We start from the raw sequence: 13,193 nt of genomic DNA, 5'->3' as shown, positions 1-13,193 counted from the left end.
CTGGTGCTGCGGCTGCGGGACAAGGGCAACACCGTGCTGGTCGTGGAGCACAAGCCGGAGGCGATCGCGATCGCCGACCACGTCGTCGACCTCGGCCCGCGCGCCGGCACCGAGGGCGGCGAGGTCGTGTTCGAGGGCACCATCGAGGGGCTGCGGGCCAGCGCCACCATCACCGGCCGCCATCTCGATGACCGCGCCTCCCTGAAGCCATCGGTGCGCACACCGTCGGGTGCACTGGAGGTGCGCGGCGCCAGCACCCACAACCTGCGGAACGTCGACGTCGACATCCCACTCGGCGTACTGGTCGTCGTCACCGGGGTGGCGGGCTCGGGCACGAGCTCGCTGATCCACGGTTCGGTGGCCGGCCGGGACGGAGTGGTCGCGATCGACCAGGGCTCGATCCGCGGCTCGCGGCGCAGCAACCCGGCGACCTATACCGGCCTCCTCGACCCGATCCGCAAAGCCTTCGCCAAGACCAACAGCGTCAAGCCGGCCCTGTTCAGCGCCAACTCCGAAGGGGCCTGCCCCACCTGCAACGGCGCCGGCGTCATCTACACCGACCTCGGCATCATGGCCGGCGTCTCCACCACCTGCGAAGAGTGCGAAGGCAAACGCTTCCAAGCCTCGGTGCTCGAATACCACCTAGGCGGCCGCGACATCAGCGAAGTGCTCGCCATGTCCGTAACCGAAGCCGAAGAGTTCTTCAACTCCGGCGAAGCCCGCACCCCCGCCGCCCACACCATCCTCACCCGGCTCGCCGACGTCGGCCTCGGCTACCTCAGCCTCGGCCAACCCCTCACCACGCTTTCCGGCGGCGAACGCCAACGCCTCAAGCTGGCCACCCACATGGCCGACAAAGGCGGCGTCTACATCCTCGACGAGCCCACCGCCGGCCTCCACCTGGCCGACGTCGAGCAACTCCTCGCCCTCCTCGACCGCCTGGTCGAATCCGGCAAATCCGTCATCGTCATCGAGCACCACCAAGCCGTCATGGCCCACGCCGACTGGATCATCGACCTGGGCCCCGGCGCCGGTCACGACGGCGGCACCATCGTCTTCGAAGGCACCCCCACCACCCTCACCACCACCCGCCCCACCCTCACCGGACAACACCTCGCCGCCTACATCAGCACCTGACCGACGCTCGCGACTCCGTGCCGTGTTGGCGCCCTGCGTCGATGTGTTGGCGGCTCACGTCGGTGTGTTGGCCGATCGCGAGGGCAGCAGGTGACGCGCTGTCATACATGCCGAACCAGAACCGTCCCCAATTCCCGCCAGAGGCCAACACAGCGACGCCAGAGCCCAACACGCCCGGGCCGCTGCGGGTGTCGCCGACGGCTACCCCCCTGGCTGGACGCCACCCGATAGGCCCCCGTACGGCTGTCGTGCCGGTCCGTTAGCGTGCGGGCGGTGACGAAAACGAACCGAGCGGCGTTGGACGCGTTGATCGCCGAGGCCACAGTGGACTGTTACAACGACAGCGAGTGCGTCACCGGCTTCTACACCATGCTCGAGGAGCATCTCGTCCTGCCGTTCGGCACGACGGTGTTGGGTGTCGAGGTCAGCGTGACCGGCGTCGACCTGTCCGGCGACGACCAGATCGTCGCGGTGTGCGTCCGCGGCCGGGACCGGCAGCGCATTCCCATCGTGGACGTGCCACTGCCGACGCCCGCGCCGCAGGGTGCGGAGTGGATCGAGGCGTACCGCCAGTGGCTGTGACAGACGCCGGACCGCTGCGCATGGCTGGAGACCATCGGGTGCGGCTCACCGAGCCCGAGGCGCTGGCCAACGTGCGCACAGTGATGGAGTTGTGCGCGGCGGGCGAACTGCGGTGCAGCGACAAGACCAGCCGCCCCTCGGCGGCGACCGTGAGCACCCTGGCCGAACACCTCGCGGGCGGCGACTTCTACGCCGACGACCCGATCGCCGCGTTCGCCTGGCCACTGCTGGTGCAGGCCGGCGGCCTGGCCACGATCGAGGCCGGACGGTTGCGCCTGACCGCGAAAGGTCGCGCCGTGTCGCGGACCCCTGCGGCCGAGGTCATCCGCGCGTTGTGGCAGCGCTGGCTCAGCCACGGGGTGATCGACGAGTTCAGCCGGATCGAGCAGATCAAAGGCCAACGCGCGACCAATGTGCTCACCGCGGTCAAACCCCGTCGCCAGGTGATCGCCGACGCACTGGCCCGGTTGCCCACCGGTGACTGGGTCGGCGTGGACGCCCTGTTCACCACCATGCGCCGAGACCGCCTCAACCCCACCATCGCCCGCAACGACCGGGCGGCCTGGAAGCTGTACCTGGTCGATGCCCAGTACGGCAGCCTCGGCTACGACGGCTACCACCGCTGGGAGATCCTCGAAGGCCGCTACACCCTGACGGTGCTGTTCGAGTACGCCGGCACCCTCGGCCTGGTCGACCTCGACTACGTCCACCCCGACGGCGAGCGCGACGACTTCCGCGACCAGTGGGGCGGCGACGATCTGGACGCCCTGAGCCGCTACGACGGTTTGCGGGCCATCCGGCTCACCGCACTCGGACGCTTTGCCCTCGGCCTGACCGACACCTACCAACCGCCGGCCGACGACGTGCCGGCGGCCCGATCGTTGAAGGTCCTGCCCACTCTCGACATCGTCGCCACCGGCACCATCACCGCCAGCGACCGGCTCACGCTGTCCGCCTACGCCGCGCAGACCGCCGACCGAGTTTGGACCATCTCCGCCGCCAGCCTGCTCGGCGCCCTCGACACCGGACGCGACCTGTCCGAACTCACCGACTTCCTCACCCAGCGGACCGATCACGAACTGCCCGGCGCGCTGTCGACTCTGCTCGACGACGTCACCCGCCGCGCATCAGCGCTGACCGACCTCGGCCACGTCCGGGTGATCGAGTGTGGCGACCTTGCGCTGACCGCGTTGATCAGCCACGACCGGACGCTCCGTGGACTGTGCCGCCCGCTCGGCGACCGCCACCTCGCGGTCACACCAGAGCAGGAAAGGAAATTCCGCACCGCACTCCGCAAACTCGGCTACGTCATCCCGGCACGGCACTGATCGATCCGTCAACGCTCACTGAGCCAACGCACCCACTCGGGCAGCAACGACTTCACCTCGAGCGTGACCGGGTCGTCCGGGATCCAGTCGCCGATCAACTCGAGCAGGAACTCGATCCGGCGCGGCGACACCGAGAACCAGGTCTCCGGCAGAGTTCCGGACATCCACTCCTCGGCCAGCGCCTCCACCGCCTCGAGATCGGGCCGGGTTCCGTGGCTGGCGGCATACCAATCGCCGAACTGCTCGACCATCGGCGCGGTGTCCAGATCGTGGTACAGCGACTCATTCGCCGGGAGCGGCATACCCTTCTGGCGCAAGGCTTCCGCGAGATCGTGGATTCGGCGCTGGGCGCGGAACCAGTTGTCCAGCACGGGACGCGACTCGTCACCCATGATGGGCTCGTCGTCGACGTCGCAGTGCACCAGGCACAGCAACTGCTGCGGGTCGGTCACGAGGTGCGGGCTCGCTTGGCTTCCGGTGCGCGCACACCACGCGCCGGCTGCCTGGTCGAGATCGTCGTGGACACCCGCGCCGGCCAGCCTCACGAACCCGGAGGCGTCGATGTCGAACAGGAAGACCGACCGGTCGGTCCCGCCGGGGTAGGCGAACCCGGCGATCACGGCGAACCGGGTGCCGTAGGTGTCGCGCATCCGGTGGACCTCACCGGTGGCCGCGATCTTCGGCAGGTCGTACAGCCACGCCGGCACTCCACGACCGCCCATCGACCGCCGCAGCTGGTCGCGCTCGGCCAGCGCGACCGACGCGAATCCCGGCGTGGCGACCGAGGCCAACCCGTGCAGCAGCAGGTACGCCGATCCCGCCCCCTCGCGGGCTCGTGCGGCCGTCGCGGTGATCAGCTCGCCGAGCCACAGGTCGAACCGCAGCCCTTGCCGCTCCTCGTGCACGGCACGGTAGAGCTCGGCGCCCAGCAGCTCCGCGGTCAGCTGCTCGAGCTCCCGGGGCCCCCGCGCCGAGGCGAGCACCTCCGCGCCATCGAGCACCGTCTTGACCGCCGGATCGAACCACACAGGCCGTCGCGGTGAACCCAGCAACCCCTCCGGCACCGCAGGAGGCGAACTCGACCGCACCGGGACCACGTCGTGCATCCACCGTCCCGTCGGCTGCCGAACCTTCTTGGCACGCTTGGACTTCTTCGGTTTGCGACCACGGGACACCGGAGACATGCGCGCGATCGTACGGCCTCACGACACACCGGCCGGGCCGACCCAGACAAGGTGCGCGGTGACCCCCTGCCGGAGGCCGAACAGCCGGCGGACCCGCTCCGCGGAGCCGAAGCTGATCAGCCCGCCGTCGCGAACCACCTCCACGTGGTCGTCGAAGGCCATGCCCCAAGCGGCGATCCAGCCGTCCACTCGCTCACCCCGCTCCTGCACGACGGCGAACAGGCGGGGCGCCTCCTCGGCGACCATGTCCGCCATCTCCTCGTCGAACTCGGCCCGGTCGCACAGTGGCTGATCCTGGTCCTGGCTGGCGTCGCACGTCATTTCGCCCTCCTACGGTGTGTCGCCGATCGATCACGTCAGGTAGGAGTAGCCCGACCATGGAACCGAAGTATGAAAAGTGGGAATCCCATTTTTCACCCAATTGGAGGACGAGTGAGCCAGGACGCCGACTGGCCGGTGAACCCCACGGTGCGGTTGCGGCAGCTCACCGAGACGCTGCGGCAGTTGCGCGAGCGCAGCGGGCTGACCTTGGAGGAGGCGGCCGAGAAGCTGTCGGCGATGGGCGGCCGGCGGTCGCGGTCAAAGCTCTCCCGGATCGAGAACCGTGAGCAGGGCGTCAAGGACTTCGACGCGGAGAGGCTGCTGGACACCTATGAGGTCACCGAGCCCAGCTCGCGGAATGGATCCTCGGCCTGGTCGCGCGGGTGCGCGAGCGTGGCTACTGGTCGGCGATCCGCAACGACCTGCCGGAGGACTTCCACGAGCTGCTCAGCGTCGAGGACGCGCTGCTCTCCATCCGCCAGCTCGAGGTGATCGTCGTGCCGGGCCTGCTCCAGACGCCCGATTACACCCGCGCGATGATCGCCGGCGCCCGGCCCGGCCTGGCGCACAAAGTGATGGAGGGTCGAGTGCTGGCCAGGGTCGCCCGCTCCCGCGTGCTCACCCGGGCCGGATTCCTTGCAGTACCACGTGATCCTCGACGAGACCGTGCTGTGCCGGCCGATCGGCTCGGCAGCGGTGATGCGCGGCCAACTCGCCAAGCTCGCCGCCGAGATCGAGGCCAAGCACGTCACCCTGCAGGTGCTGCCGATATCGGCCGGCGCCAGCCCGGCCGTGGACGGATCGTTCTCGCTCCTCACTTTGCCCGAGCCGATTCCGGACTTCGGCTACGCGGAACGGCCAGGCGGCGCAGGATACATCGAGGACCGCGACGACGTCCGTCTACTGACGGAAAAGTGGGGCATACTCACCGAACGGGCACGCTCGCCGGCCGAGTCGTTAGAGCTCATCACCTCGGCCGGGGATGCCTTCCGCTGACCCGTACGAGAGGAATGCCGCCCATGCCCGCCACTCCGGTCCCCAACTGGCGCCGCAGCAGCTTCTCCGGCAGCGGCGGCAACTGCGTCGAAGCCGCCCTCCTGCCCGCCGACCGCTTCGCCCTGCGCGACAGCAAACACTCCGCCGCCACCTTGACCCTGCCGCACACCAGCCTGACCGCCCTACTGGACACGCTCAGGAGCGTCACCGGCTGACCGTTCACTGGCCGACGGCGAGAACACGCTCGTAGATCCCGTCTTCGGCCGGCGCATCTCGCGCTCGACGAGAAGTTCGCGCTGGACACGAGCAGGAACCGGTGGTCGATGGCCAGGAACGTCGCGTAATTGCGGACGTAGCTCCTGTCGTACTTTTGTCGTCCGCAGGACGGTTCCCGGGTACTGGTGGGTCGCCAGCTCGGACGTCGTCGGCCACCAGGACTGGTGTTCCCCGGTCGGCCGCCCGGGTGTCGACGTAGACCGGACCGCGACCTCGTCGAGTGGCCGTCCACCGTGCCGACCCGAGCTCCGCTCGTCAAGTGCCGATTGGTTGGTTCGCCTGCACCTGCGCGATCTTCAGCAAACTTGTCATGACATCTGGGGCTGCCCCGTCCCAGGTGTCTCCGTCCCACCAAATGCTCTCAATGCCCAGAGACTTCAGTAGCGGCAGGAAAGCGGCCCCGACCGGCTCGGAGAAGAGTGCTACAAGCGCGGGATCAGGTTGGCCGAGTTCGCGGTACCAGAAGTGGCGATAGGCGAACAGTTGACCTATCGCTTCGCGTGACACGGAGCTCCAAGCCAGATACGCTCATCGTTGAGTGTTTCACGTATGAGTGCATCGAGGATGGCTATGCCGGGTTTTGTAGGGCGCGAGCGTGAGTTGGCGGCACTCGACCGGACGTTGGACAGGGTGCGGGCGGGTGGGCGCGCCGGACGACCGGGTCGAGCCCTGCTGATCCGCGGTCGGCGGCGGGTCGGCAAGTCACGGCTGGCCGAGGAGTTCGTGGAGCGAGCAGGTGTGCCGCACATGTTCTTCACCGCGTCCGCGCAGTCGAGCGTCGCGGCTGACCTTGGCCTGTTCACCGAGTCCGCCATCAGTTCGGACCTCCCTGGCGCGGACGTGTTCCGCGACCAAACCCCCACCTCCTGGGATGCGGCACTGCGGCTGCTGGCAGCGGCGCTGCCGCAGGATCAACCCGCCGTGGTGGTGTTGGACGAGATGCCCTACCTCATCGCCAACGACCCCGGGTTCGAAGGCGCGCTGCAGACACTGTTCGATCGCGAACTGTCCCGGCGGCCCGTGCTGTTGCTGTGCATCGGCTCCGACCTCGCGATGATGGAAGCCCTCAACGAGTACGGCCGACCGTTCCACCAGCGCGCCACCGAGATGGTGATCCCACCGCTGAACCCCGCCGACGTAGCCGCCATGCTCAACCTGCCGGCAGCAGAAGCGTTCGACGCCTACCTGGTCACCGGCGGCCTACCGCTGATCCTGGACGAATGGCCCCACGGCGCATCCCTCACCGACTACCTCACCGACGCGGTCACTGACCCCACATCCGCACTACTGGTCAGCGCCGAACGCGCACTGGCCGCTGAGTTCCCCACCGAAGCACAAGCACGCCGCGTCCTGGGTGCGATCGGCTCCGGCGAACGAACCTTCACGCTGATCGGGCGGGCAGCCGGTGACCTGCCGCAAGCCTCTCTGAGCCGCGCACTGCACCTCCTGACCACCAAACGCCTGGTCGACGCCATGACTCCGCTGTCAACCCAGCCCTCAAAAGAGACCAGGTACGTCGTCACCGACCCCTACCTGCGGTTCTGGCTGACCTTCCTCGGCCCCCGCTTCGCCGACATCGAACGCGGCCGAGGAGACCTCGTGCTCGACCGGATCCGCTCCTCCTGGACCACCTGGCGCGGCCGCGCCATCGAACCCGTGATCCGAGAATCACTCCGCCGCCTGCCCGACAGCATCCTCCCCGCCGGAACCATCGCGATCGGCGGCTACTGGACCCGCACCAACGACCCCGAGATCGACATCGTCGGCGGTGACCGCGCACCCATCGCCAAACAGATCACCACCGTCGGATCCATCAAATGGCACGACAACCGCCCATTCGACACCCACGACCTCGCCCAACTGATGATTCACCGATCCCGACTACCCGGCGCCAACGACAACACCCCCCTCATCGCCATAACCCGAGCCGGAACAACAACACACGACATCCCCACCCTCGGCCCCAACGACCTGGTCGACACCTGGCGGGCCTAACGGCTCGCCAGAGAATTAGGTGGTCGTGGGGTCGCGGTTGGGGTGGATGGTGTAGTTCCATTCGCCGTGCCAGTCATGGCGGGTCAGAGGAACTGTGGCCAGCTCGGCGTTGCTGATCTTCACGCCTGTGGGGTAGGTGCTGGTGTCGCGTTCGGCGTGGACGGTCAGTCCGGTGGCGGTGCGGGTGTTGGAGATCAGTTCCACGATGACTTCGTGGCTGGTGAGGGGTCGTCCGCGCCAGTTGATGGAGATGTGGGAGAACAGCCGGTGCTCGATCTTGTTCCATTTGCTGGTGCCCGGCGGTAGGTGGCACACGGTGACCGTGATACCGGCGCGTTCGGCGAACGCGGCCAGTTCGGTCTTCCACGCCCGCGTGCGATAGCTGTTGGAACCGCCGCAGTCCGCGGAGATCAACAGCCGGTCAGCCTGGGGATACTTCGCTCGACCGGCCTGCTGCCACCAGCGCTGGATCGTGGCGACCGCGAACGCGGCCGTGTCGTGATCACAACCCACGGACACCCAGCCGGTGTTGTCGCCCAGGTCGTAGACGCCGTAGGGCACGGCCTTACCGAGCGTCTTGTCCGGGAAGTCGTGCACGTTGACCGTGACCGGCTCCCCGGTGGGCTGCCACTCCCGGCCGTTGTTCTTGTACTCGCCGACGATTTCCTTTTTCTTGGTGTCGACGCTGATCACCGGCTGGCCTTCGGCCAGGAACGTGGTGGCCTGGTTGTTGAGGTAGCAGAACTGGGCATCCCGGTCGGGATGCTGGGTGCCTTCTTTGGTTTTGGCGTTGGCCTGCAACCGGTAGCCGGCTGCCTTGAGCAGCCGCGCCACCGTCCACTCACTGATGGTGAAGCCTTTACCGGCCAACGCATCCACCAAGGAACGTAACGACTTACTCGTCCACCGCAGCGGTGATTCGGGGTCGCCGCGTGTTTCTGGATCGACCAACGCGTCCAGAGCCTCGGTCAGCCCAGGCTGGGCGTGTTCGGTCGAGGGACGTCCAGCGCCGGCACGACGTACCCGCCCGCCGGACACCTCACCTGAGGCGAATTCCGACACACCGACGCGGACCGTCGTCCGGGAAACGCCCGAAGCCCGCGCCACAACGGCGATACCGCCCTTGCCCCACGCAGTTGCCTCTGCGCCCAGCAACAGTCGCCACTGGCGCTCGTCCAGGTGTGGACGCAACCCAGCGAGCTTGCCCGCCAAGGCGTCCTCACCAACCACGCCAAAAACCCTAGTCGATCACCAACACCAAGATCAACTAATTTCCTCGCGGACCCTAACGGCTTCTGATCAGCCGGTCCATTGGCGAAAGGGGCCGCGAGAAGAACAAGCCGGGCAGTGTATGGAGGACCCGGTCACCCATGCCCACTCACAGAGCGCGGCGTCCGTATGGCTCCGGGGCATCCGGTGCGGAGTTGCGGGTCGGGTTGCGGCCTACTCGATGACGCGGGCGAGGTAGTCCGGCCCGATGTTGTCCATCGTGATCTGCGGGTGCGGTTGGCCCTTGGTGTAGGGCAGGCAGCGATCGGCCAGTTCCGCCGGGGTGGCGCTGTGTGCGGCCAGCCAGCGGATCCACTCGGGTAGCAGCGCCACCAGGTGGTCGGCGAAATCGTCGAGGTAATAGCCGCGCACGTGCAGCACGCACAGGGCGACCCGGTGTGGCGAGCACGTCGCGAACACCGCGTGGATGTTGCTGATGCACCAGGAGTCGGCCAGCTCCGTGGCCAACTCGTCCACATCCTTCGGCAGCTCCTGCTGGCTGGCGTCACGGGCACGCAACCACGCGGCGAACTCGACCGCCGCGGTGGCCGCGTCCACACCGCGATCGGGCTGGGTTTCCCGGTCTGGCAACGCCTGCTTGACGACCTCGCCCAACCGCATGCCGCGGTGGTACTCGGCGAACTGTTCCACGCTTTCCCCGCCGGAACGCATGAAGCCAAGCTCGACGGGCAACAACTCCGCCACCAGCCATGGGTCGTCCACCGGAGCCAGTGCCGTACCGGCCGCGGCCACCTGCCCGACCGCGGCCTGCCACTCGGTCAACGCCGCGTCCGGCGTGGGGTAGAAGCCGCTATGCACCGTGAACACCTGGTGCCCACAGGCATCGATGTCCCACAGGTACCATCGCACCGGCGCACCGGCCGTGGTGACCGGCGCGACGACGGCAAAACGGCTGCCGTACCGGTCACGGGTCCACAACACCGGCCCGGTCACGGCCGGACCGGGTGGCGCGGCCGGCAACACCCGCCCGCCTTCCGTGTCCCGCAACCGCGCGATCGCGTCGAGGGCGGCCGCGCTGTCCGGATACGGCAGAATCGCGGCCACCGCGGTGAGCACCCGCCATGGCGCATGCCACGCGTCCGCCTGCCCGGTAGTCGCGTCCACCTCGGCGACGGCCGCCACCACCAACGCCTCGGCTAGGTCATACGGGCCCACCCGATCGTCCACTGAGGCCCGCTGCGCCTCGCCCAACAGTGTTCCCAGCCGCAGACACAACGCGTCTTCCACGATCAGGTCGGGCTGGTTCACCACGGCCGCCACGAGGCCCGAGACCAGATCCGTCGCCGCAGCGGCGGCCAGCGACGCCCGCCGCGCACCAACCTGATCCCGGTAAGCGGCCATACCCCGCCACGCCTCCGCCAACTCACGCCGATCCTGCTCACCCAGATCGCCCCGAAAGCCAAGCACATTCGCGCGGGCCGGCACCCGGGACCGACCGGACCTGCCGGACTTCTTCTTCCGCTTCCGCGACACAGGCACGGCCGGGAGCATATGCACCCCGCCCGGTCCCCCTGCCGCCGGCAACGATCATGCCAACCGGCCGCCCAGATAGACACCCACTTACGCCGAGCTCAGCAATAGCTCGACCGAACTTACCGGCACCAGCCCGCGGGACCTGCCAGCAGCACGGCGGATTGTGACAGCGTCGCAGGTGGGCGGCGATCGCCGCGGCGAGCCAGTCGTTGGTGGCCCGGGTCATTGCGACGCTACGGCCGCCATCTGCCGAGCCGGCACTGTTGCTCGTTGAACACAAAAGATCTGGACGATCAATGACGATTGAACCGATGATTCCTCAACTAACCGGGAGTAGGAAGACACCTCATCCTCCTGGCCTCGCATGCCGTGCCATCCAGGACACCACTGCCGACGGGGACGTACCGCTTCACATGCGCCTCGGAACTGGCGAGTCATCCCAACATGGGGCTGGCGCGTCATCGCTGCCGACCAGCAGCAAGTCGTCAATTCCGCCGCCCAACCGGGATCGCGTCCGTGAGCAGTACGCCGGATTTGGGATGGCCTCAGCAGTAGAACGAATGCGCACCGGTCGGGAGACCCGTCCGAGGCCCCAACAGGGCCAGCTGCCTCGACTTGACGCCCATGGGAGAACCTGGTTGATACTGCGGCGAGCACTGCTGACCTGCGATTTTCGTCTCGCACATTGTCTACATTGGACATATTTGTGGCCAGATCCGTGGCCAGAGATCAACTCGAACACATTGAAGACGATCTACCAGCAAGACATATTGCCTGGTCAGAGGCGGTTTCTGTGTGGCGCGCCCGAAGGGATTCGAACCCCTAACCTTCTGATCCGTAGTGGGAGTTCCGACCCCTGCTTGCCTGGCGACCAGGCGTTTTAGTGGGCACCACTGGCGCAGATTTGGGCATCGGCGGCACCGGTGGGAGGCAGTTCGTGGCCAAGCTCGTGGCCAGAGATCATCTTGACGATCGCCTACTGTACTCGCAGGTCACTGCCCTGCACCCGGAAACGCGACTTATCCCGGCGCCTCCGTTCATGCAGGACGACGCGGCGACCTTTCTCTGACACAACCTCCTCCCGGAACTGGATGGCGTCCTCACACGATCGTGGCATTCCGCCTTGTCGACATGCGCCACCATAAGCCCGAGATCACCCCGGCGTATTTCGCAATAGAATCGCCGATTGAAATCCGCCAGAGATGGGGATCCAGAGACGATCCGCCCCCTTGGCCGCCTTCCTTCTAATTATTTCCCTGGGATGAGACCGGCGACAATCGTCATCAAGAACGGTCAACGGGTGTCACTGTCCGCAATCAAAGCTCGTCGTGAGGTTCCCAACGGCCGTGATCGACTCTCCCAGCCACGGTGCGAACCACACGACTTGAAGCCGATAGTGGCATCAGCGTAGGTTATAACCCTGCGGAGGTGACCGTGATGGCGGCTAAGGTGTCGGGCCGAGTGCCGCCGCAGCTGTTACGGCGGCCGCTGCGGGTGCTGCGCCCCAGGGACGCCGAGGGGGTGTACGCCCATCCCCGCCCAGAGTTCGCCCGCCTGGCCCGTGGGGGCGCGTTGCACCGACTCGCCGCCGGCTACTACGCGGTGGCTCCCGATGACCAGGTCGACCGGGCGTGGCTGCCAGAGTTGGAGGCGACCGCACTGGGCATCGCCGCCGCCGATCAGGGCATCGACGCGGTCGCGTTGATGGGACTGTCGGCCGCCCGGGTGCACGGAGCCATCCCCCGCGCTCTGGGGATCGCGGTCATCGCGGCCACCCGGCACCGCAATCCGCTACGGCTCGCGGACCGGGAGGCCACCATCGTGTTCGTCCGCCGCACCGTCACCAGCCTGGACGTGCAGCGGCATGTCACCGAGTTGGGGGCGGGGTGGGTGACCACGGTGGAACAGACCCTGCTCGACCTCGCCGCCCGCCCCCATCTCGGCGGCCTCCCGGACGAAGCCGAGGCCGCGATCCACGCGCTGCTACCCCGCACGGATCACACCACACTGACCGAGTTGGCCGTGGCGCAACGTCGCCGAGCCAGCCTCGACCGCGTTCTCCAAGACAGGTCGGGCGATGCTGCATCCTGATGAAGAGGCTGAGGTCGCCGACCGGTTCGGCGTCGCCCGTAACCAGGTCCGCCGCGATCACCTGATCTCGCACCTGCTCGCCGCGATCGGCAGCCACGTGGCCGACGAGGTGATCTTCTTCGGCGGTACCGCGTTGTCCCGGACCATCGCACCTCATGGACGCCTGTCCGAAGATATCGACCTGATCGCCCTCGGACGACGCCGCGACACCGCCGAGAAGCTCGAAACCGGCCTACTGCACACGACGCGCCGGGAGTTCCCCGGCCTGCGCTGGCAACCACCCCTGACCGCGGTGCGCGACACCGAACCCGCCGTGCTGACCACTACCGACGGCATCACTGTCCGGCTTCAACTTCTGAGGTCAGAGGGCTATCCGCCCTGGCCGTGGCCGTGGCATCGTGATTTGGCCCCGGTTCGGCACCGTTAGCGGGCCCCACCGATCGGGCGAATTCCTGCTCGTGGTGTGCGAGTCGGTGGGTTGAGCTGAGGGTCCTGGGTGGACAGTGCCGGTGAGGGGCCG

The 13,193-nt window shown here is 67.5% G+C and carries 13 protein-coding genes and 2 pseudogenes; 10 read left to right on the top strand and 5 right to left on the bottom strand.

The window, feature by feature from the left end; genetic code table 11:
- The 3 genes from VGR06_RS19515 to VGR06_RS19505 form a co-directional block, all read left to right on the top strand.
- Nucleotides 1-1,137 (top strand): ATP-binding cassette domain-containing protein (locus VGR06_RS19515; protein ID WP_327560530.1); only part of this gene is annotated, 1,137 nt, incomplete at its 5' end.
- A gap of 273 nt (nucleotides 1,138-1,410) precedes the next feature.
- Nucleotides 1,411-1,719 (top strand): calcium-binding protein, encoded by a 309-nt coding sequence (locus VGR06_RS19510; protein ID WP_327560529.1) that lies wholly within the window; start codon nucleotides 1,411-1,413, stop codon nucleotides 1,717-1,719.
- Nucleotides 1,710-3,047 (top strand): helicase-associated domain-containing protein, encoded by a 1,338-nt coding sequence (locus VGR06_RS19505; protein ID WP_327560528.1) that lies wholly within the window; start codon nucleotides 1,710-1,712, stop codon nucleotides 3,045-3,047. The genes VGR06_RS19510 and VGR06_RS19505 overlap by 10 nt, the downstream gene beginning before the upstream one ends.
- A gap of 8 nt (nucleotides 3,048-3,055) precedes the next feature.
- On the opposite strand, the gene VGR06_RS19500 is transcribed toward VGR06_RS19505, so the two are convergent.
- Entirely contained in the window at nucleotides 3,056-4,075 is a 1,020-nt protein-coding gene (locus tag VGR06_RS19500) for a hypothetical protein (RefSeq protein WP_327560527.1), read from the bottom strand.
- A 174-nt stretch (nucleotides 4,076-4,249) separates the two neighbouring features.
- Nucleotides 4,250-4,552 carry a hypothetical protein gene (locus VGR06_RS19495; RefSeq protein ID WP_327560526.1) on the bottom strand — a complete coding sequence of 101 codons (303 nt, stop codon included), beginning with the start codon at nucleotides 4,550-4,552 and terminating at the stop codon, nucleotides 4,250-4,252.
- 111 nt (nucleotides 4,553-4,663) lie between these two features.
- Here VGR06_RS19495 and VGR06_RS19490 point away from each other — a divergent pair, with 111 nt between their 5' ends.
- The 4 genes and pseudogenes from VGR06_RS19490 to VGR06_RS19475 all read left to right on the top strand — a co-directional run bounded on the left by VGR06_RS19490 (nucleotide 4,664) and on the right by VGR06_RS19475 (nucleotide 5,763).
- Complete coding sequence (locus tag VGR06_RS19490) at nucleotides 4,664-5,044, top strand: helix-turn-helix transcriptional regulator (protein WP_327560525.1); 381 nt, start codon at nucleotides 4,664-4,666, stop codon at nucleotides 5,042-5,044.
- Nucleotides 5,041-5,121: pseudogene (locus VGR06_RS19485) on the top strand (Scr1 family TA system antitoxin-like transcriptional regulator); the annotation flags it as partial. The gene VGR06_RS19490 and the pseudogene VGR06_RS19485, both read left to right, overlap by 4 nt.
- A gap of 67 nt (nucleotides 5,122-5,188) precedes the next feature.
- Complete coding sequence (locus VGR06_RS19480; RefSeq protein ID WP_327560524.1) at nucleotides 5,189-5,548, top strand: DUF5753 domain-containing protein; 360 nt, start codon at nucleotides 5,189-5,191, stop codon at nucleotides 5,546-5,548.
- 23 nt (nucleotides 5,549-5,571) lie between these two features.
- Complete coding sequence (locus VGR06_RS19475; RefSeq protein WP_327560531.1) at nucleotides 5,572-5,763, top strand: DUF397 domain-containing protein; 192 nt, start codon at nucleotides 5,572-5,574, stop codon at nucleotides 5,761-5,763.
- Between the two features lie 316 nt (nucleotides 5,764-6,079).
- Here the strand turns inward: VGR06_RS19475 and VGR06_RS19470 are convergent, their stop codons facing one another.
- Nucleotides 6,080-6,331 (bottom strand): hypothetical protein, encoded by a 252-nt coding sequence (locus VGR06_RS19470; protein WP_327560523.1) that lies wholly within the window; start codon nucleotides 6,329-6,331, stop codon nucleotides 6,080-6,082.
- A gap of 63 nt (nucleotides 6,332-6,394) precedes the next feature.
- Between VGR06_RS19470 and VGR06_RS19465 the strand changes: the two genes are divergently transcribed.
- Nucleotides 6,395-7,819 carry an ATP-binding protein gene (locus tag VGR06_RS19465; RefSeq protein WP_327560522.1) on the top strand — a complete coding sequence of 475 codons (1,425 nt, stop codon included), beginning with the start codon at nucleotides 6,395-6,397 and terminating at the stop codon, nucleotides 7,817-7,819.
- Nucleotides 7,820-7,858: 39 nt separating this feature from the next.
- Here the strand turns inward: VGR06_RS19465 and VGR06_RS19460 are convergent.
- Nucleotides 7,859-9,049, bottom strand: a pseudogene (locus tag VGR06_RS19460) (ISAzo13 family transposase); the annotation flags it as partial.
- Nucleotides 9,050-9,262: 213 nt separating this feature from the next.
- Complete coding sequence (locus VGR06_RS19455; protein WP_327560521.1) at nucleotides 9,263-10,588, bottom strand: hypothetical protein; 1,326 nt, start codon at nucleotides 10,586-10,588, stop codon at nucleotides 9,263-9,265.
- Nucleotides 10,589-12,019: 1,431 nt separating this feature from the next.
- Here VGR06_RS19455 and VGR06_RS19450 point away from each other — a divergent pair.
- Nucleotides 12,020-12,673, top strand: coding sequence for a type IV toxin-antitoxin system AbiEi family antitoxin domain-containing protein (locus tag VGR06_RS19450; RefSeq protein ID WP_327560520.1), 654 nt, complete (start codon nucleotides 12,020-12,022; stop codon nucleotides 12,671-12,673).
- A complete protein-coding gene (locus tag VGR06_RS19445; RefSeq protein WP_327560519.1) occupies nucleotides 12,660-13,100 on the top strand; it encodes a nucleotidyl transferase AbiEii/AbiGii toxin family protein in 441 nt (146 codons plus the stop codon). Before VGR06_RS19450 ends, VGR06_RS19445 begins: the two co-directional genes overlap by 14 nt.
- Nucleotides 13,101-13,193: the final 93 nt, after the last annotated feature.

This window comes from Actinophytocola sp. (assembly GCF_036002505.1).
In the GTDB taxonomy this organism is placed as follows: Bacteria; Actinomycetota; Actinomycetes; order Mycobacteriales; family Pseudonocardiaceae; genus DASYTH01.
Note: the sequence above shows the minus strand (reverse complement) of the source record. Positions and strands in the feature narration are given on the sequence as shown.

Bases quoted from the DNA above. Each gene is read 5' to 3' on its own strand.
- VGR06_RS19495 (WP_327560526.1), bottom strand. From the start codon at position 4,552: ATGACGTGCGACGCCAGCCAGGACCAGGATCAGCCACTGTGCGACCGG.
- VGR06_RS19475 (WP_327560531.1), top strand. From the start codon at position 5,572: ATGCCCGCCACTCCGGTCCCCAACTGGCGCCGCAGCAGCTTCTCCGGC.
- VGR06_RS19465 (WP_327560522.1), top strand. From the start codon at position 6,395: ATGCCGGGTTTTGTAGGGCGCGAGCGTGAGTTGGCGGCACTCGACCGG.
- VGR06_RS19450 (WP_327560520.1), top strand. From the start codon at position 12,020: ATGGCGGCTAAGGTGTCGGGCCGAGTGCCGCCGCAGCTGTTACGGCGG.
- VGR06_RS19445 (WP_327560519.1), top strand. From the start codon at position 12,660: ATGCTGCATCCTGATGAAGAGGCTGAGGTCGCCGACCGGTTCGGCGTC.